The organism is Sphingomonas sp. (assembly GCF_003248515.1).
GTDB lineage: Bacteria > Pseudomonadota > Alphaproteobacteria > Sphingomonadales > Sphingomonadaceae > Sphingomonas_I.
Window position 1 is genome coordinate 1 of sequence record NZ_QFOB01000020.1, and the last position, 17,040, is coordinate 17,040.

Sequence of the window (17,040 nt, forward strand, 5' to 3'; positions counted from 1 at the left end):
CTCCCAAGCACCTTGGGCGGTGAGGTCAGCTACCGATTTAGCGGTGAACCGCGCTCCGACTGGCGAAGCGCCGTTGACGAGGCGCTATCTAGGTGGGGCCGCCCGACCCGTCAACACCGCTTTGCAATTTTATGTCGCGACCATTCCGGATCTTCATAAAATCATATATAATCAAATAATTACGAGATGCGATTTTCGCGGCCAAGCGCTTCGTACGGCCGTTTCCGGTCCGTTTTCGCCTCGAATCAGAGAGAATCAGCTCGCGATATAGGCTCGCATCGCCTCCGCCTCGCTCTCGATGCGGTCGATCCGCGCTTTCACGAGATCGCCGATCGAAACGAAGCCGATCATGCGCCCATCCTGCATCACGGGCAGATGGCGGATGCGCCGCCGCGTCATCAGCGAAAGGCCGGCGAGCAGGCTCGTCTCCGGTTCCACCGTGATGGGCGGGGTGGTCATCATCTCGCGCACGGGGCGGTCCAGCGCCGCGGGGCCGAGTCGCCTCAGCACCTGTATGACGTCGCGCTCCGACATGATGCCGGCCACCGAATCGCCGTCCAGAACCGGCACCGCGCCGATCCTCTTCTCTGTCAGTATATCGATCAGCTCGCGCAGATTCGTCTGCGGGGAAACATGGACGACCTCGTCGCCCTTCTCACGGAGTATCGCCGCGATCGTCATGGCGCAGCCTCCTATCCTCTCTCGCGCCGGTCTCAGCGCCGGCAGAGGGATGATTTCACGGACCAGACACAAAGGGAAGCATTTTTCGGAGCTTTCCGCCCCCGATCCGTCCTGATCGATCCGCACCCGCCGCACCCCGGCCAGGAGACGAAATCGTCAACCTCTCCTAACTTCGTCTTAACCATGCCGGGCGCATTCGCAGGCGCATGTCAGAGCAGCCCGATCGCGACGAACAGACAGAAGCCCCTACCGAGAAGCGTAGGAAGGACGCCGCCGAGCAGGGCGACGTCCTCCAGTCGCGCGAACTCGGCACCGCGCTCGTCGTCCTGTCGGGTGCGGCGTGGATCGCGCTGGCGGGCCCCTGGTTCGTGGGCGCATGCCGCGATGTGATCGGGCGCGGGCTCAGTTTCGATCGCGCCGCCATAGACGGCTTCGATCCCGCCCAGGCGGCCCTGAGCCTGATCCTTCCCGTGATCCTGCCGCTCGCCTCACTGTTCGGTCTTACGCTGGTCGCCGCGATCGGCACGCCGGCCATGCTGGGCTCGCTCGGTTTCCGCTGGGGGGCGGTGGCCTTCAAGCCGGACAAGCTCAACCCGCTGAACGGCGTGAAGCGCATCTTCGGGATGCAGGGGCTAATCGAGCTGGGCAAGAGCCTCGTGAAGGTCGGCCTTCTAGGCGCGGTCGGCTACTGGATGCTCAAGGGGCGGATGCCGGCGCTGATCGGCATGGGCCGCGGCGATATCGCCGGCGAGCTGGCCGAGGTGGGCCATGTCTTCACCGTCTCCATCCTTGTCATGGCGCTGGCGCTCGGGATGATCGCCGGGCTCGATATCCCGACCCAGCTCTATCAGCGCGCCGGCCGCCTGCGCATGACCAAGCAGCAGGTGAAGGAAGAATATAAGCAGAATGAAGGCTCGCCCGAAATGAAGGGCGCGCGCCGCCGCCGCCAGCACGAGATATTGAGCAATGCCGCGCGCAAGGCCGTGCCCGAGGCGACCGTGATCCTCACCAACCCGACCCACTTCGCGGTCGCGCTGCGCTATCGCCCCGGCTTCGATGCCGTGCCGGTGGTGGTGGCGCGCGGCAAGGACGAGACCGCCCGCGCCATCCGCGAGCTGGCGGATGCCCATGCCGTGCCGATCCTTTCCTATCCGCAGCTCACCCGCGCCATCTATTTCACGTCGCGCACGGGCCAGACCATCCGCGACGATCTGTTCATCGCGGTCGCGACCGTGCTCGCCTTCGTCTTCAATCTCGATCGGGCGATGGCGGAAGGCGTGCGTCAGCCGAATGTGGACGTGCCACCCGCCGCCCGCTTCGACGAGCATGGCAAGGCCACGGCCTGATGATGAAATTTCCACCCGGATCCGCACACGGGGAGCCTAAAAATCGCTCCGCCGCAGCCGTTATCCCAGAACGGAGACGCCGCCAGCCATGACCACTACCTCATCCACGGCTGCGTCGAGCGGCAGCAGCATCCTGACCGCGCTGAGCGCGAATAACGGGATCGACACCAGCGCGCTGGTGACGAGCCTCGTCTCCGCGACCTACGATACCAAGACGGCGGCGATCACCACCAAGGAGACGACGAACACCGCCAAGATCTCGTCGCTCGCCACGCTTTCCAACGGCATCGATGCCTTCGCCACCGCGCTCACGAGCCTTATTTCGGGCGGCACGCTGGCAACGCAGCCTTCCAGCTCGAACAGTTCGGTGCTCACCGCCACGGCCAAGAGCGGCGCGCAGATCGGCAGTCTCTCGGCCCAGCTCGTCGTCCGTCAGGTGGCGCAGGCGCAGAGCCTTGTTTCCGGTTATTATGCCAGCAGCGCCACCGCCGTGGGCACGGGCAAGCTCACGATCGCCAGCAGCGGCGGCAGCCTCGACATCACGATCGACAGCTCGAACAACACGCTCGCCGGCATTGCCCGCGCGATCAACGCGAGCGGCGCGGGCGTCACCGCCGCCGTCGTCACCGATGCGAACGGCGCGCGCCTCACGCTGAAGGGGCCGACCGGCGCGGCTAACGCCTTCACGATCACGCCCGCTCCCGGATCGGACTCCGGCCTCTCCGCGCTCGCTTATGGCGCCTCGGGCATGAGCGTGTCGGGCTCGGCGGTCGTCTCGCCCACCCTGTCCGACGCGATGACCGCGGCCGTAGGCCAGGGCAGCTACACGCTGACGGTGGGCGGCAGCAGCCAGACCCTCACCATCGATTCCAGCAACGACAACCTCACCGGCATGGCCGATGCGATCAATGGCGCGGGCCTCGGCCTGACCGCCACGATCGTTACCGATTCGTCCGGCTCGCGCCTTTCGATCACGGATGGCAGCGGCAACGCGCCCTCCTTCACGCTCGCCCCCGGCAGCGATGCGCAATCGACCGCCGCGCGCTTCACCTATCCCGTCACCGCCAACGGCATGACGCAGGCCCAGGCCGCGCAGGATGCGATCGTCCGCATCGACGGCGTCGACATCACCCGGTCCAGCAACACGATCGACGATCTGATCGATGGCGTCACGCTCAAGCTGGCTTCCGCCTCGCCGAACGAGACGATCTCGCTGGGCGCGACCCGGCCCACCGATGCGATCAAGCAGGCCGTGAGCGACTATGTCGCCGCCTATAACGAGCTGAAGGCGCAGATCGACACGGCCACCGCATCGTCGACCACCGATGCCGACGGCAACGTCACGACCGGGCCACTCTACAATAACAGCGCCATCCGCCAGATGATGAAGCAGCTGTCGCAGCTCACCTCCACCGTGCTCAACACATCCGGCGGACCGCGCACGCTGGCCGAGATCGGCGTGAAGACCAATCGCGATGGCACGCTCTCGCTGGATTCCACCGTGCTGGCCAATCAGTTCGCCACCTATCCCGATGCGGTGGAGGCGATGTTCAATCCCACCCAGCATTCGTCCAGCTCGCTCATCAAGATCACGAGCGCGATGGGCGCCGCCAAGCCCGGCACCTATCAGCTGAGCGACATCGTCGCCCAGACCAGCACCACCTCGCTCTCGGGCACGATCGCGGGCGTGGCCGGCATCACGACGGGTGGAAGCCTGTTCGCCTCCTCCTCCTCCAAGGCCAGCGGCCTCGTGATCCAGGCGGACGGCGATGTCGCCAGCGCGACGATCACCGTGGATATCGGGCTCGGCGGCGCGCTCCAGGCGATCCGCGATTCGCTCCGCGCCAGCGGCGGCGTGCTCGATACGCTCAGCACCTCCCTCACCACGGAGAAGAATGACCTGGCCGATCAGCTGACCAACCTCACCACGGCCAGCGAGACCTATCGCGATCGGCTGACCACCCAATTCTCGGCGATGTCCACGCGCGTCGCCGCCTACAAGGCGACGCAGAGCTACCTCGAGCAGCAGATCGCCGTCTGGACGAAGAGCGACAGTTAATGTTCGGAGCACCTTCCCGTTACGGCGCGGCGACCGCTGCGCGCTATCGCACGGTCGACGTGAATGCGCGGGTCGAGGGCGCGAGCCCCCACCAGCTGATCGTCATCCTGTTCGAGGAACTGATGAAGGCGCTCGATTCCCTGCGCGCGGCCGAACTGGCCGGCGATCGCAACCGTGCGGCGCCGCTTCAGTCGCGCTCGCTTTCCATCCTCCACGGGCTGGAAACCGGGCTCGATATGGAAAAGGGCGGCGAGATCGCCCTCAGCCTCGCCAAGATCTATCGCGAGGCGCGCCGCCTGATCGGCATTACCGGTGCAGGCCGCGATGCCGCGCTGGATCAGGCGCGCACCATGCTGGCGGACGTCGCCAACGCCTGGTCCGCCATCGGCTGACGCCGCCTGCCCCGCCGCCGCTGCCGCTCATGCGGATGCGGGGTCCTCAGTTCGTTCCCGCCAGCATCAGCACCGTCAGCGCCAGAGTGCGCACGCCGGTGCGGATCGCCTTGTCGTGATCGGGCGCGAAGAAGGGCGAATGATTGGTCGGCACCGCCTGGCCTTTCTTCGCATAATCGGCGAGCACCTCCGCATCATAGCCGCCGATGCTGTAGAACAGCCCCGGCACGCCCTGTTCCACATAGGCCGAGAAATCCTCGCTGGCGGACCAGCCCGGCAGCTCCGGCCGCACATAGCTGATCGTGTCGCCGCCGGCCTTCGTCAGATAGTCGGCCGCATCCACCGCCAGCTTGTGATCGTTGATCACCGCGTGATTCTCGCCCCGGTTCGCGATCTCAGGCTCCGGCGCGCCCGCCATCACCGCCGCGCCCCTGGCCGTGCGTGTCACGCCATCCAGCAATTTCGCGCGCACCTCGGGCGAGAAGGAGCGGATGCTGAGCTTCACCAGCGCCGTATCGGGAATGATATTGGCCACGGTGCCCGCCTGAAAGCTGCCGACCGTCACCACGCCGAAGCTCGCCGCCTCGCGTTCGCGGCTGATCACCGTCTGCACGTCGCTCACGAAATGCGCGCCCATCACGATCGGATCGATCGTGGCGCTCGGCATCGAGCCATGGCCGCCGCGCCCCTTGAAGGTGATTTCCAGCGTATCGCTGTTGGACGTGGCCGCCCCGTCCTTCACGCCCACCGTGCCGGCCAGCCCCGATCCCACATGGGCGGCGATCGCATAATCCGGCTTGGGGAATTTCGTGAAGAGCCCGTCGGCCAGCATCGCCCGCGCGCCCTGCCCCACCTCCTCGGCGGGCTGGGCGATGAACATCAGCGTGCCCTTCCACTGGCCCTTCATCGCCACCAGCGCGCGCGCCGTGCCGATCCACCACGCCATGTGATTGTCGTGGCCGCAGCTTTCGGCGACGAAGCTCTTGCCCCCGCCGGCCGTCTCCACCTGCACGCGGCTCGCATAAGCCAGGCCGCTTTTCTCCTCCATCGGCAGGCCATCCATCTCGGTGCGCACCAGGATGGTGGGGCCGTCGCCATTCTTCAGGATCGCGACCACGCCGGTCTTGCCGACGCCTTCGGTGACGGTGAAGCCCAGCGCGCGCATCTCCTTGGCGAGGGTCGCCGCCGCATGCACCTCCTGGAAGGCCAGTTCGGGATGGGCGTGGATATCCTTGTAGAGCGCGTCCAGCTTCGGCCAGTCTTTCGCGATCTGCGCGTCCACCGCCTGCACCGCCGCCTTCGGCTCCATCGCGGCACTGGCCGATCCGGCGAGGAGCAGCGCCACCGCGCCTGCAATCACGCGCTTCATCGGCCGCTCCATGCGGCGGCGCGCTTCTCGACGAAGGCGGCCATGCCCTCCTTCTGATCCTCCGTTCCGAACAGTCCGTGGAACAGGCGCCGCTCATAGTGGATGCCCGTCGCAAGCCCCGTCTCGAACGCGGCGTTGACCAGTTCCTTGTTGGCGATGGCGGCCAGCGGCGCCATGCCGGCGATCGTGGCGGCGGTCTTCAGCGCGTCGTCGATCAGGCCCGCCGCCGGCACGACGCGCGCCACGAGGCTCGCCCGCTCCGCCTCTTCGGCCCCCATCATCCGGCCGGTGAGGCACATCTCCATCGCCTTGGCCTTGCCCACGGCGCGCGTCAGCCGCTGCGATCCGCCCATGCCCGGCGCCACGCCCAGCTTGATCTCCGGCTGGCCGAATTTCGCCGTGTCCGCCGCGATGATGAAATCGGCCATCATCGCCACTTCGCAGCCGCCGCCGAGCGCGAAGCCCGCCACCGCCGCGATCCAGGGCTTGCGCGTCGCCGTCACCCTTTCCCAGCCGGCGAAGAAATTCCCGGCATACATATCGGCGAAGCCCTTGGCCTGCATCTCCTTGATGTCGGCGCCGGCCGCGAAGGCCTTTTCGCTGCCCGTCAGCACCAGGCAGCGCTGCTCCGGATCGGCATCATAAGCGGCGAAGACGGCAGTCAGATCGGCCAGTACCTGGCTGTTGAGCGCGTTCAGCGCCTGCGGCCGATTGAGCCGCACCAGCGTCACCGCATCGTGCCGCTCGATCAGCAGGGTTTCATAGTCCGCCATCTGTATCCCCTTCGCACCAGCTTCCGGCTTTTCGGCGCGGAAAGCCGCAATTGCAACGCGCCCGCGCGACATCGCGCGCGGGGCCTGACATAAGGCGCGCCATGTCCGGCACCCACAGCCACTCTCATCACGATCACGCCCATGGCGATCATGGCCACAGCCATGGTCATGGCGGCCATGGCCATTCCCACGCGCCCGCCAGCTTCGGCCGCGCCTTCGCGATCGGCACCGCGCTCAATCTCGGCTTCGTCGCGGTGGAGGCCGCCTATGGCATCGCCAGCGGATCCATGTCGCTGCTGGCGGATGCCGGCCACAATCTTTCGGACGTGCTCGGCCTCGGCATCGCCTGGACGGCCGCGAGCCTCGGTAAGCGCGCGCCCAAGGGGCGCTACACCTATGGCCTGCGCAGCAGTTCGATCCTGGCGGCACTGCTCAACGCGATCCTGCTGCTCGTCGCGATCGGGGTGATCGCGGTGGAGGCGACCGGTCGATTCTTCACGCCGGAGCCGGTGCAGGGCGTGACGATGATGATCGTCGCCGGCATCGGCATCCTCATCAACGGCGGCACGGCGCTCCTGTTCGCGCGCGGCGGCAAGGACGACATCAACATACATGGGGCTTTCCTGCACATGGCGGCGGACGCCGCCATCTCGGCCGGCGTGGTCGTCGCCGGATTCCTGATTCTCAAGACGGGCTTCGTCTGGATCGATCCGGCGGTGAGCCTGATCGTCGCTGCGATCGTCGCGGTCGGCACCTGGGGCCTGCTGCGCGATTCGGTGAACATGAGCCTGCATGCCGCCCCGCCGGGCATCGATCCGGATGAGATCGCGGCCTTCCTTTCGGCGGAGCCCGGCGTTGCCGCGATCCACGATCTCCACGTCTGGCCGATGAGCACCACGGAAACGGCGCTGACCGTTCATCTCGTCTTGCCCGCCGGCCATCCGGGTGATGCCTTTTGCGGTGATCTCGCCCATCGGCTGCACCACCGCTTCGGCATCGATCACACGACGATCCAGATCGAGACCGACGATTGCGGCGGCTGCACGCTCCACGGCCAAAGCGTGGTCGCCTGAGACGATCGCGCTAGAAGAGCGAGGTCAGCACGATCCCGGCGATGGCGGCCGCCACCGCCACGATCTGCTTGAGGTGCAGCGTCTCGCGAAACAGCCTGTGGCCGGCGAGGGCCGCGATCGGCGCCTCGATCACGCCCAGCGCACGCACGGGCGCGGCGGGCGAAAGCGCCAGCGCGATGAACCAGCCGGCCGAGGCGCATGCCCCGCACAGGCCCGCGCCCAGCGACGATCGCCAGCTGCGGAACACCGCGCGCAGCGCCCCGGGATCGCGCAGCGCCAATATGCCCGTCAGCGCGGCGGCCTGCATCGCCTGCACGATGGCCACGCTCAGGATCGCCGCATAAACCGGGTGGGCCGGCTCCATCGACAGCGCGGAATGGCGGAAGGCGTTGAGCGAAAAGCCGAAGCACAGGCCCGAAAGAACGCCGAAGAACGCGCCGGACAGGCCATGCGGCTTCCCGCCCGCCCCCTCCGAGGGCCAGCCGAGCGTCACCAGCCCCGCCGTCGTAATGACCACGCCCGCCCAGGCCAGACCGCTCAGCCGGTCATGATAGATGAGCAGGCCGAGCAGGGCGGCCAGTGGCAGCGAGCTTTGCTGGAGCGCGGTGCCCACCGCGAAGCCCGCGCGATGCATCGCCACCAGCAGCGCGGCCGTCGCCAGCACCTGCGATGTGGCGCCCGCCACCGCCGAGATCCAGAAGGCGGAACCGAAATGGGGCTGTGCCTGCGGCACCACCGCCAGCGCCACGGCCACGAACAGGATCGAGAAGGGGAGGCCGAACAGGAAGCGCACGAGCGTGGCGCCCCACGGGCCGGCCGTCGACATCACCCCGCGCTGGAGCGCGTTGCGGCCGACCTGGAAGATGGAAGCCGCGATCGTCGCAGGCACCCAGAGAAGTTGGAACATGGCCCCGCGCCTTTGTCGATCGCTGGCGCAGACGCAACCATTTCGCTCGGTCCGCCATGCCCGACGCGTTCAGCAGCCGTCGATCGATGGCGGCGCCCGGCGTCACGATCGGGCGAGGGTCCCTGAAGCGAGTCCGGGGCGAAGTTTTCGACCGCCGACCGCCGAAATCGACTTATCCGGCCGCCAGCCGCTCCGCATGCCAGCGGAGATGATCGGCCATGAAGGTGGAGATGAAATAATAGCTGTGGTCGTAGCCGGGCTGCATCCGCAGCGTGAGCTTCTGGCCCGCCGCATCGCAGGCCTCGCGCAACAGTTCGGGCCGCAGCTCCTTTTCGAGGAACACGTCCGCCTCGCCCTGATCCACCAGCAGATCGGGCAGGCGGGCGCCGCCCTCGATCAGTGCGACCGCGTCATGCTTCGCCCATCGCGCGCGATCCGGCCCCAGATACCCGCCGAGCGCCTTCTCCCCCCACGAAACCCGCGAGGGCGCCACGATCGGCGCGAAGGCGGAAACGGCGCGGTAGCGATCGGGAAAGCTCAGCCCGATCGTCAGCGCGCCATGGCCGCCCATCGAATGCCCCATGATGGATCGGCGGCCCATGTCGGCCGGGAAATGCGCGCCGATCACCGCGGGCAATTCCTCCGTCACATAGGTCCACATGCGATAATGGGTGGCGAACGGCGCCTCCGTCGCATCCACATAGAAGCCCGCGCCGAGCCCGAAATCATAGGCGCCCTCGGGATCGTCCGGCACGTCCGGCCCGCGCGGGGACGTATCGGGTGCCACGAAGATCAGGCCCAGTTCGGCGCAGGCCGCGCGAAATTCGCCCTTCTCGGTCACGTTGGCATGCGTGCAGGTGAGGCCCGAAAGATAGAAGATCACGGGCAGCAATGCCCCCTCCTCGTGCGGCGGCACATAGACCGAGAAGGTCATGTCCGTGCCGGTTGAAGAGGAAGCGTGTTTGTAGACGCCCTGCACGCCGCCGAAGGCGCGGTTGGCCGAAAGCCGCTCGATCGTCACCGGAATACCACCGTTCTGTTGCCATTGAGGAAGACGCGCCGATCGCCGATCGCGTCCACTGCGCGGGAAAGGACCCGCGCCTCGATATCGCGGCCGATCCGGATCATGTCGTCCACCGAGGCGCGATGATCCACCCGCTCCACTGCCTGCTCGATGATCGGGCCTTCGTCGAGATCGGCCGTCACGAAATGGGCGGTCGCACCGATCAATTTCACGCCGCGTTCGTGCGCGCGATGATAGGGGCGGGCGCCCTTGAAGCCGGGCAGGAAGCTGTGATGGATGTTCACGCAGCGTGGGCCGAGCCGCGCGACGAAATCCTCGCTCAGCACCTGCATGTAGCGGGCGAGGATCAGATAATCGGCGCCCGCCGCCTCCATCAGCGCCTCGATCGCGGCTTCCTGCCGGGGCCGGGTGCCGGCGTCCACCGGAAGATAATGCCATGGCAGCCCGTGCCAGCGGACCATATCCTCCATGTCCGGATGGTTGGAGAGCACGCCGACAATCTCGGCGGCGAGCGATCCGCTGCGCCAGCGATGCAGCAGATCGGCCAGGCAATGCGATCCCTTCGATACCGCGAGCAGCAGCCGGGGTCTGGCCGATGCCTCGGTGAGGGACCATTCGAGGCCCAGTTCCTCCGCCACCGGCAGGAAGGCCGCGCGCAGCGCCGCGCCATCATCGGGAAAGCGCGGCCCGTCGCCCGAAAAGACGACGCGCATGAAGAAGCGCTTCGTCTCCAGATCGGCATATTGCTGGCTGTCGAGGATGAACCCGTCCCGCCCGGCGAGAAACCCGCTCACGCCGGCGACGATGCCCACCTTGTCCCGGCAGGTCAGCGTCAGGATGAACGTGTCGGCGACCATCGGAATGACAGTCACGGCGCGCGATAGAGCCCGCACAATTTGTTGCCGGCGGGATCGCGCAGATAGGCCAGATAAAGCCTGCCGATCGGGCTTTGCCGCCAGCCGGGCGCATCCTCGCAGGATGTGCCGCCCTGCGCCACGCCGGCCGCGTGCCAGGCATCCACCGCCTCGGGCGAGGGGGCGGCGAAGCCGATCGTGCCGCCATTGGCGTGGCAGGCCGGATCGCCGTTGATGGGCTTGGTAATGAGCAGGCGGCCGCCGCCATGGGCATAGGCCACCCGGCCACGGCCATCGATCATTCCCGCCGGGATGCCGAGCGCGCCGAGCGCCGCATCGTAAAAGCGCTTGGCCCCTTCCAGATCGTCCGTGCCGATCACGATATGACTGAACATTCCCCGCTCTCCCTTCAGTAGACAACCACGCTGCGAATGCTTTCGCCGGCATGCATGAGATCGAAACCCTTGTTGATCTCGTCGAGGGTGAGGACGTGGGTGATCATCGGATCGATCTCGATCTTGCCGTTCATATACCAGTCGACGATCTTGGGGACGTCGGTACGGCCCTTGGCGCCGCCGAAGGCGGTGCCGCGCCAGTTGCGCCCGGTGACGAGCTGGAAGGGGCGCGTGCTGATCTCCTTGCCCGCCTCGGCCACGCCGATCACGATGCTCGTGCCCCAGCCGCGATGGCAGGCCTCCAGCGCGGTGCGCATCACCTCGGTATTGCCGGTGCAGTCGAACGTGTAATCCGCGCCGCCGTCGGTAAGCTCCAGCAGCCTGGCGATCGTCTGCTCGCGGCTCAGGCCCTTGCCGTTGACGAAATCGGTCATGCCGAACCTGCGGCCCCATTCCTCGCGGTCGGGATTGATGTCGACGCCGATGATCCGGTTGGCGCCCGCCATCTTCGCGCCCTGCAACACGTTGAGGCCGATGCCGCCCAGGCCGAAGACGACGATATTGTCGCCCACCTGCACCTTGGCGGTATTCACCACCGCGCCCACGCCGGTAGTGACGCCGCAGCCGATATAACAGCTCGTCTTGAAGGGCGCGTCCTGGCGGATCTTCGCCACCGCGATCTCGGGCAGCACCGTGAAGTTCGAGAAGGTCGAGCAGCCCATGTAATGGAAGATGGGCTGGCCTTTGTAGCTGAAGCGGGTCGTGCCGTCCGGCATCAGCCCCTTGCCTTGCGTCGCGCGGATCGCCGTGCACAGGTTGGTCTTGCCCGACAGACACGATTTACACTGGCGGCATTCCGGCGTGTAGAGCGGGATGACGTGATCGCCCGGCGCCACGCCCGTCACGCCCGGCCCCACCTCGCGCACGATCCCCGCGCCCTCATGCCCCAGGATCGAGGGGAAGATGCCTTCCGAATCCAGGCCATCGAGCGTGTAGGCATCGGTATGGCAGATCCCCGTCGCCATGATCTCGACCAGAACCTCGCCCGCCTTCGGCCCCTCCAGATCCACCTCGACGATCTCCAGCGGCTTCTTCGCTTCGAAAGCAACGGCGGCGCGCGTCTTCATCATTGTCTCCTTCTACCCTTCCCGGACCACAATCGGGCGCCGTTGAAAAGCCCGCTTGTGGTCGCGTCCCGACAACGTCGTTCACGGGCATACGAGCACCATCCCGTACATTCGTCGCATCGCAAGGAGCGCTCGTCTCGCCGGCTTTGGCACGATCCCTGCCGCCGATAAGGACCGCGACGGACCGTAATCCGGCGGTCGGGAGGGGGAGCCTTGTCATGACACCGATCATCGCCGACGCGCCCGAACCCCCAAGGCGCCGCCGGCTTCGGCCCACGGCGGAGATGCTGCGCCGCGCGGCCCGCCGCGCCGATATCGCGCGCAAGCTGCGCCGCCGCGACGTGAGCGCGCTCCTGTGCGGCATCGCGCTCGGTGCCGCCGGCCTGACGATGCCCCGGGCGCTCGATCGCCACGCCCAGCATCGCGCCCGCGCGGCCGTGGCGGCCCCGGCCGATCTCTCGGCGCTTCCGGTCGTCGCGACGGCGCCCGCGCCGGATGCCCCCGCCTCGCCTGCCGCGCGCACGTTGCCCCGCGCCAGCGACGGGCTCTTCTATGCAACGGCGCTCGTGAACGGGCAGCCCGTCCGCTTTCTGGTCGATACGGGTGCAAGCGTCGTCACGCTCACCGCGCGGGATGCGCGCCGGCTGGAAATCGTGCCGGACAGCCGCGCCACCGGCAGCGCCGATACGGCCAATGGCCGGGCCGTTTTCGGCTGGACGAAGATCGATACGGTCGAACTGGCAGGTCGCCGGATCGAGGATGTCCGCGCCGCCGTGCTCGACAAGGATGCCGGCGTCTCGCTGCTCGGCCAGAATCTGCTGGCCAGGCTGGGGCCGGTCCGTATCGAGCAGGACCGGCTCGTCCTGGGCTAGGCGATCGGGGCGCTCCAGTCGGAGACCCGCCCCTCCATCACCAGACGCCCGTATTCGGCATGGACGCCCAGGGCTCGGCCGGATCCAGCCGCCCGTCCTGCAGCAACTCGATCGAAATATTGTCGGGCGTGCGGATGAAGGCCATGTGCCCGTCGCGCGGCGGCCGGTTGATCGTGACGCCGGCATCCATCAGCCGCTGGCACGTGGTGTAGATATCATCGACCTGAAAGGCGATGTGGCCGAAATTGCGGCCGCCATCATAGCCTGACTCGCCCCAATTGTGGGTCAGTTCCACCTGCGCGTCCTCGTCACCCGGCGCGGCCAGATAGATGAGCGTGAAGCGGCCCTGCTCGCTCTCCATCCTCTTCACCTCGCGCAGGCCCAGCAGGGCGAAGAAGCGGATCGTGGCATCGGGATCCGAAACGCGGATCATGGTGTGGAGATATTTGGTCATGGCGGCGGGATAGGCGCCGCCGCCCGGCCTGTCATCCGTCCAGCGGCAGCGGCGGATCCTGTTTCGCGGCCTCGGCATTCAGCCCGTGCCGCATCAGCATCGGCACATTGGCCACCGCGAAGACCAACGTGGCCGGCAGCGAGCCCCACAATTTGTAGCCGATCCAGAAGCTGGTGCTGGAATTGCGCCACACCAGTTCGTTGGCGATGCCGAGCAGGACGAAGAAGAAGGCCCAGTTGCGCGTCAGCAGCGTCCAGCCGCGCGGGGTAAGCCCGGGATAGGCCTGTCCCAGCACCAGCTCCAGCGTCGGCTTCTTCGCGATCAGGCCATAGAAGAGGATCGACGCGATCGTCCCATAATAGACGGTGGGCTTGATCTTGATGAAGGTCTCGCTGTGCAGCCAAAGGGTGAGCCCGCCGAAGACGAGCACCATCACGCCGGATACGAGCAGCATCGCGGAGACGGATCCGTGGCGCAGTTTCGCCCAGACGATCGCGATCCCCGTGGCGATCATGAAGGCCACCGTCGCCGCCATCACCTTCACGATGGCGGGGCCTGGCCACGCCATGTTGACCACGAAGAAGGCGATCAGCGGCCCGATATCGAGCCCCAGCTTCACGAACGGATTCATCGGCCTGGATTCGGGCTTCACCGGCGGCGCTCCACCGCGATCGCCTCGATCCCGGCGATCGCGCGCGCCACTTCGCGCGGATCGAACGGGCGCAGATCGTCAATCCCCTCGCCCAGGCCGATCGCGTGGATCGGCAGGCCGAAGCGCTCGGCCGCGGCCACCAGCACGCCACCCCGCGCCGTGCCGTCCAGCTTGGTCATGACGAGGCCCGTCACGTTCGCGGTTTCCTTGAAGACCTCGATCTGGTTCAGCGCATTCTGGCCGGTCGTGGCATCCAGCACGAGCACCACATTGTGCGGGGCCGCCGGATTGAGCCGGCCCAGAACGCGCCGGATCTTGGCCAGTTCGTCCATCAGCCCGGCCTTGTTCTGCAGCCGCCCGGCCGTATCGACGATCAGCGCGTCGATGCCCGTGGCAGTGCCCTGCTTCACGCCTTCGAAGACGAGGCCGGCCGCATCCGATCCCTCGGAGCCGGCGATGATCGGCACGTCGATCCGATCCGCCCACACCTTGAGCTGGCCGATGGCGGCGGCGCGGAACGTATCGCCCGCCACCAGCATCACCGAATAATCCTGCTCCTGCAGCAGATGGGCCAGCTTCGCGATCGTCGTGGTCTTGCCCGATCCGTTGACGCCGATCACGAGCAACACCTGCGGGCGCGGAAAGGCATCGATCTCCAGCGGCTGGGCGACGGGACGAAGGATCGCCTCGATTTCCTCGGCCACGATCTCGCGCAGCCGCGCCTCGGTGAGCCCCAGCGCGAACCGCTCGCCGGCCAGGCGCTGGCGGATGCGGCCGGCGGTGGCGGGGCCCAGATCGGTGGCGATCAGGGCTTCCTCGATCGCATCCAGCGTCGCATCGTCCAGCGCCGCCTTGCCGAGCAGGCCGCCGAGATTCTCGCCAAGCCGATCGGATGTGCGGCGAAAGCCGCCCGCCAGCCGCTCGGTCCACGATGGGCCGCTCACGCCATCACTCCCACCAGATGATCTTCCTCGACAGACGTGAAACGCACGGAATGGATGGCCCCCGCAACGCCGCCGCGCGCGATCCGCACCCTGGCGAAATCCTCGGCATGGCCGGTCACGCCGTCACGCTCCACCAGCACCTTCGCCGTCGCGCCCACGCGCGAGCGCAGCCACGCCATGCGATGCGCCGCCGCCGCCTCGCGCAGCCGGCCCGCGCGATCGCGCACCACGTCCCGCGGCAGCTGCGGCATGCGCGCGGCCGGCGTGCCGGTGCGCGGCGAGAAGGGAAAGATGTGCGGATGGACGATCCCGCAATCCGCGATCAGCGCGAGGCTGTCCGCGAACATGGCCTCGGTCTCGGTCGGGAAGCCGGCGATCACGTCCGCGCCGATCGCCAGATCCGGTCGCTTCGCCCGGATCCGCGCCACCAGCGCCACGGCTTCGGCCCGCATATGGCGGCGCTTCATCCGCTTCAGGATCATGTCATGCCCCGCCTGGAGCGACAGGTGGAGGTGCGGCATCAGCCGGGGTTCGCTCTCGAACAGGGCGATCAGCCGCTCGTCCATCTCATGCGGATCGAGGCTGGAAAGCCGCAGCCTCTCGAGATCCGGCACGAGGCGCAGCACACGCTCCACCAGCATGCCGAGCGTCGGCCAGCCCGGCAGATCCGCGCCATAGGCGGTCACATCCACCCCGGTCAGCACCACCTCGCGCCGCCCGGCCTCGACGGCCGCCCGCACAGCCTCGACGACGGCACCGGCCGGCAGCGAACGGCTCGGCCCGCGTCCCTGCGGAATGATGCAGAAGGTGCACGAATGGTCGCACCCGTTCTGCACGGCGATGAAGGCGCGGGCGTGGCCGCCATCGGCACCTGCATCACCGCCCCGGATCGGAGCCGTCATCACGGGAAGCGTCCGATCGAAATACAGCGCGGGATCCGTCTTCGCGATATTGGCGACGACGCGATCCACTTCGGCCATCCCCTCGAATGCCGCGCGATCAATCTCCGAGGCGCAGCCCGTCACCACGATCCGCGCATCGGGCCGGCGGCGGGCCGCGCGGCGAATCGCCTTGCGCGTCTCCACCACCGCCTCGTTGGTCACGGCGCAGCTGTTGACGATCACCAGATCGTCCGCCCCGCCCAATGCGGCCCGGATCGCCTTGCTCTCCGCGATATTGAGCCGGCAGCCGAGCGTGATGAGTTCCGGCCCGCTCACAGCCCGTCCGCCTCACCCTCATAGACGTGGGTGGCGGGGCCGGTCATCCGGATCGTGCCGCCGGGCGCCCAATCGATCACGAGTTCGCCGCCGGGCAGCTTCACCGTCACGGGGCTCTGCACGCGGCCGCTGCGGATCGCCGCCACCGCCGTGGCGCAGGCCCCCGTGCCGCAGGCCCGCGTCAGGCCCGCGCCCCGCTCCCACACGCGAAGCCGCAGGCGCTGCGGCCCCTCCACCGTGGCGACATTCACGTTCACCCGTTCGGGAAAGAGGGCATCATGCTCGATGATCGGCCCCAGCCGATCCAGCGCCACCCCATCCGTATCCTCCACGAAGAAGATGACGTGCGGATTGCCGACATTCACCGCCGCAGGCGCCTCCAGCTCCTCCCAGGCGACCGGCAGCGAGGCCGTATCCACCGGATAGGCAAGCGGAATGCGATCCCAATCGAAACGCGGCGCGCCCATGTCGACGGTGGCGCCCGCGCCTTCGGCCTTCAGTTCAATGATTCCGCCGGCCGTCTCCACCCTGCTTTCACCGCCAAGGAACTGGGCGATGCAGCGCGAGGCATTACCGCAGCTTTCGGCCAGGCTGCCATCGGCATTGAAGAAGGTGATCTTCGCATCCACCGTCGTCGAAGGTTCGATCAGCACCAGCTGATCGCAGCCGATTCCCTCGCGCCGGTCCGCAATCGCGCGCGCGCGCGCCGCATCGATCGCCACGGGCGCCTGGCGCGCGTCGATCACCACGAAATCGTTGCCGAGCCCGTGCATCTTGTGGAAGCGAAAGGAAGCCGCCTGCGCCATGGCGCGCGATCTAGGGGCGAGGGCGCGCGAAGTCCATGCGCTGGCCCACCAACCTCATCCCGAAGCTGGCTCGGGATCAATATGCGATGCTCTCC

The 17,040-nt window shown here is 67.4% G+C and carries 18 protein-coding genes; 5 read left to right on the forward strand and 13 right to left on the reverse strand.

The features are described from left to right. Nucleotides 1–255: 255 nt before the first annotated feature. On the reverse strand, nucleotides 256–681 hold the full coding sequence (locus DI605_RS19995; RefSeq protein WP_293977319.1) for a CBS domain-containing protein: 426 nt from the start codon (nucleotides 679–681) through the stop codon (nucleotides 256–258). A 206-nt stretch (nucleotides 682–887) separates the two neighbouring features. Here DI605_RS19995 and flhB point away from each other — a divergent pair, with 206 nt between their 5' ends. From flhB to fliS, 3 genes are all read left to right on the forward strand, one after another. Further along, complete coding sequence (gene flhB / locus DI605_RS20000) at nucleotides 888–2,027, forward strand: flagellar type III secretion system protein FlhB (protein ID WP_293977321.1); 1,140 nt, start codon at nucleotides 888–890, stop codon at nucleotides 2,025–2,027. Nucleotides 2,028–2,115: 88 nt separating this feature from the next. Continuing rightward, nucleotides 2,116–4,086, forward strand: coding sequence for a flagellar filament capping protein FliD (gene fliD, locus DI605_RS20005; protein WP_293977323.1), 1,971 nt, complete (start codon nucleotides 2,116–2,118; stop codon nucleotides 4,084–4,086). Then, on the forward strand, nucleotides 4,086–4,478 hold the full coding sequence (gene fliS, locus DI605_RS20010; RefSeq protein ID WP_293977325.1) for a flagellar export chaperone FliS: 393 nt from the start codon (nucleotides 4,086–4,088) through the stop codon (nucleotides 4,476–4,478). Before fliD ends, fliS begins: the two co-directional genes overlap by 1 nt. 46 nt (nucleotides 4,479–4,524) lie before the next feature. On the opposite strand, the gene DI605_RS20015 is transcribed toward fliS, so the two are convergent. Both DI605_RS20015 and DI605_RS20020 read right to left on the reverse strand, forming a co-directional pair. Then, the gene (locus tag DI605_RS20015; protein ID WP_293977327.1) at nucleotides 4,525–5,847 is read right to left on the reverse strand and encodes an amidohydrolase; all 1,323 of its coding nucleotides are present in this window, start codon (nucleotides 5,845–5,847) and stop codon (nucleotides 4,525–4,527) included. Next, on the reverse strand, nucleotides 5,844–6,620 hold the full coding sequence (locus tag DI605_RS20020; protein WP_293977329.1) for an enoyl-CoA hydratase: 777 nt from the start codon (nucleotides 6,618–6,620) through the stop codon (nucleotides 5,844–5,846). Before DI605_RS20020 ends, DI605_RS20015 begins: the two co-directional genes overlap by 4 nt. Before the next feature lie 101 nt (nucleotides 6,621–6,721). On the opposite strand from DI605_RS20020, the gene DI605_RS20025 reads away from it, so the two are divergent. Continuing rightward, nucleotides 6,722–7,693, forward strand: a complete 972-nt coding sequence (locus DI605_RS20025; protein WP_293977331.1) for a cation diffusion facilitator family transporter — start codon at nucleotides 6,722–6,724, stop codon at nucleotides 7,691–7,693. 10 nt (nucleotides 7,694–7,703) lie between these two features. Here DI605_RS20025 and DI605_RS20030 read toward each other — a convergent pair whose 3' ends face one another. The 5 genes from DI605_RS20030 to DI605_RS20050 form a co-directional block, all read right to left on the reverse strand. Beyond that, entirely contained in the window at nucleotides 7,704–8,600 is an 897-nt protein-coding gene (locus DI605_RS20030) for a DMT family transporter (protein ID WP_293977333.1), read from the reverse strand. 172 nt (nucleotides 8,601–8,772) lie between these two features. Next, nucleotides 8,773–9,615: an S-formylglutathione hydrolase gene (fghA, locus tag DI605_RS20035; protein WP_293977389.1), complete on the reverse strand. Its 843-nt coding sequence runs from the start codon at nucleotides 9,613–9,615 to the stop codon at nucleotides 8,773–8,775. A gap of 2 nt (nucleotides 9,616–9,617) precedes the next feature. Continuing rightward, entirely contained in the window at nucleotides 9,618–10,481 is an 864-nt protein-coding gene (gene purU / locus DI605_RS20040) for a formyltetrahydrofolate deformylase (RefSeq protein ID WP_293977391.1), read from the reverse strand. 11 nt (nucleotides 10,482–10,492) lie between these two features. Beyond that, the gene (locus tag DI605_RS20045; RefSeq protein WP_293977335.1) at nucleotides 10,493–10,873 is read right to left on the reverse strand and encodes a VOC family protein; all 381 of its coding nucleotides are present in this window, start codon (nucleotides 10,871–10,873) and stop codon (nucleotides 10,493–10,495) included. A gap of 14 nt (nucleotides 10,874–10,887) precedes the next feature. Then, complete coding sequence (locus DI605_RS20050; RefSeq protein WP_293977336.1) at nucleotides 10,888–12,000, reverse strand: S-(hydroxymethyl)glutathione dehydrogenase/class III alcohol dehydrogenase; 1,113 nt, start codon at nucleotides 11,998–12,000, stop codon at nucleotides 10,888–10,890. A gap of 218 nt (nucleotides 12,001–12,218) precedes the next feature. On the opposite strand from DI605_RS20050, the gene DI605_RS20055 reads away from it, so the two are divergent. Continuing rightward, nucleotides 12,219–12,872 (forward strand): TIGR02281 family clan AA aspartic protease, encoded by a 654-nt coding sequence (locus DI605_RS20055; RefSeq protein WP_293977339.1) that lies wholly within the window; start codon nucleotides 12,219–12,221, stop codon nucleotides 12,870–12,872. Between the two features lie 37 nt (nucleotides 12,873–12,909). On the opposite strand, the gene DI605_RS20060 is transcribed toward DI605_RS20055, so the two are convergent. The 5 genes from DI605_RS20060 to dapF are packed head-to-tail and all read right to left on the reverse strand — an operon-like array spanning nucleotide 12,910 to nucleotide 16,945. Next, nucleotides 12,910–13,326, reverse strand: a complete 417-nt coding sequence (locus DI605_RS20060) for a VOC family protein (protein WP_293977393.1) — start codon at nucleotides 13,324–13,326, stop codon at nucleotides 12,910–12,912. Nucleotides 13,327–13,357: 31 nt separating this feature from the next. Beyond that, entirely contained in the window at nucleotides 13,358–13,978 is a 621-nt protein-coding gene (locus DI605_RS20065; RefSeq protein WP_293977341.1) for an inner membrane-spanning protein YciB, read from the reverse strand. Further along, complete coding sequence (gene ftsY, locus DI605_RS20070; protein ID WP_293977343.1) at nucleotides 13,975–14,922, reverse strand: signal recognition particle-docking protein FtsY; 948 nt, start codon at nucleotides 14,920–14,922, stop codon at nucleotides 13,975–13,977. The genes DI605_RS20065 and ftsY overlap by 4 nt, the downstream gene beginning before the upstream one ends. Beyond that, a complete protein-coding gene (gene mtaB, locus DI605_RS20075; protein WP_293977345.1) occupies nucleotides 14,919–16,139 on the reverse strand; it encodes a tRNA (N(6)-L-threonylcarbamoyladenosine(37)-C(2))-methylthiotransferase MtaB in 1,221 nt (406 codons plus the stop codon). Before mtaB ends, ftsY begins: the two co-directional genes overlap by 4 nt. Further along, nucleotides 16,136–16,945, reverse strand: coding sequence for a diaminopimelate epimerase (gene dapF, locus DI605_RS20080; protein WP_293977347.1), 810 nt, complete (start codon nucleotides 16,943–16,945; stop codon nucleotides 16,136–16,138). Before dapF ends, mtaB begins: the two co-directional genes overlap by 4 nt. Nucleotides 16,946–17,040 lie beyond the last annotated feature (95 nt).

Coding starts and splice junctions, on each gene's coding strand:
- DI605_RS19995 (WP_293977319.1), bottom strand. CDS start 681: ATGACGATCGCGGCGATACTCCGTGAGAAGGGCGACGAGGTCGTCCAT.
- flhB (WP_293977321.1), top strand. CDS start 888: ATGTCAGAGCAGCCCGATCGCGACGAACAGACAGAAGCCCCTACCGAG.
- fliD (WP_293977323.1), top strand. CDS start 2,116: ATGACCACTACCTCATCCACGGCTGCGTCGAGCGGCAGCAGCATCCTG.
- fliS (WP_293977325.1), top strand. CDS start 4,086: ATGTTCGGAGCACCTTCCCGTTACGGCGCGGCGACCGCTGCGCGCTAT.
- DI605_RS20015 (WP_293977327.1), bottom strand. CDS start 5,847: ATGAAGCGCGTGATTGCAGGCGCGGTGGCGCTGCTCCTCGCCGGATCG.
- DI605_RS20020 (WP_293977329.1), bottom strand. CDS start 6,620: ATGGCGGACTATGAAACCCTGCTGATCGAGCGGCACGATGCGGTGACG.
- DI605_RS20025 (WP_293977331.1), top strand. CDS start 6,722: ATGTCCGGCACCCACAGCCACTCTCATCACGATCACGCCCATGGCGAT.
- DI605_RS20030 (WP_293977333.1), bottom strand. CDS start 8,600: ATGTTCCAACTTCTCTGGGTGCCTGCGACGATCGCGGCTTCCATCTTC.
- purU (WP_293977391.1), bottom strand. CDS start 10,481: ATGGTCGCCGACACGTTCATCCTGACGCTGACCTGCCGGGACAAGGTG.
- DI605_RS20045 (WP_293977335.1), bottom strand. CDS start 10,873: ATGTTCAGTCATATCGTGATCGGCACGGACGATCTGGAAGGGGCCAAG.
- DI605_RS20050 (WP_293977336.1), bottom strand. CDS start 12,000: ATGAAGACGCGCGCCGCCGTTGCTTTCGAAGCGAAGAAGCCGCTGGAG.
- DI605_RS20055 (WP_293977339.1), top strand. CDS start 12,219: ATGACACCGATCATCGCCGACGCGCCCGAACCCCCAAGGCGCCGCCGG.
- DI605_RS20060 (WP_293977393.1), bottom strand. CDS start 13,326: ATGACCAAATATCTCCACACCATGATCCGCGTTTCGGATCCCGATGCC.
- dapF (WP_293977347.1), bottom strand. CDS start 16,945: ATGGCGCAGGCGGCTTCCTTTCGCTTCCACAAGATGCACGGGCTCGGC.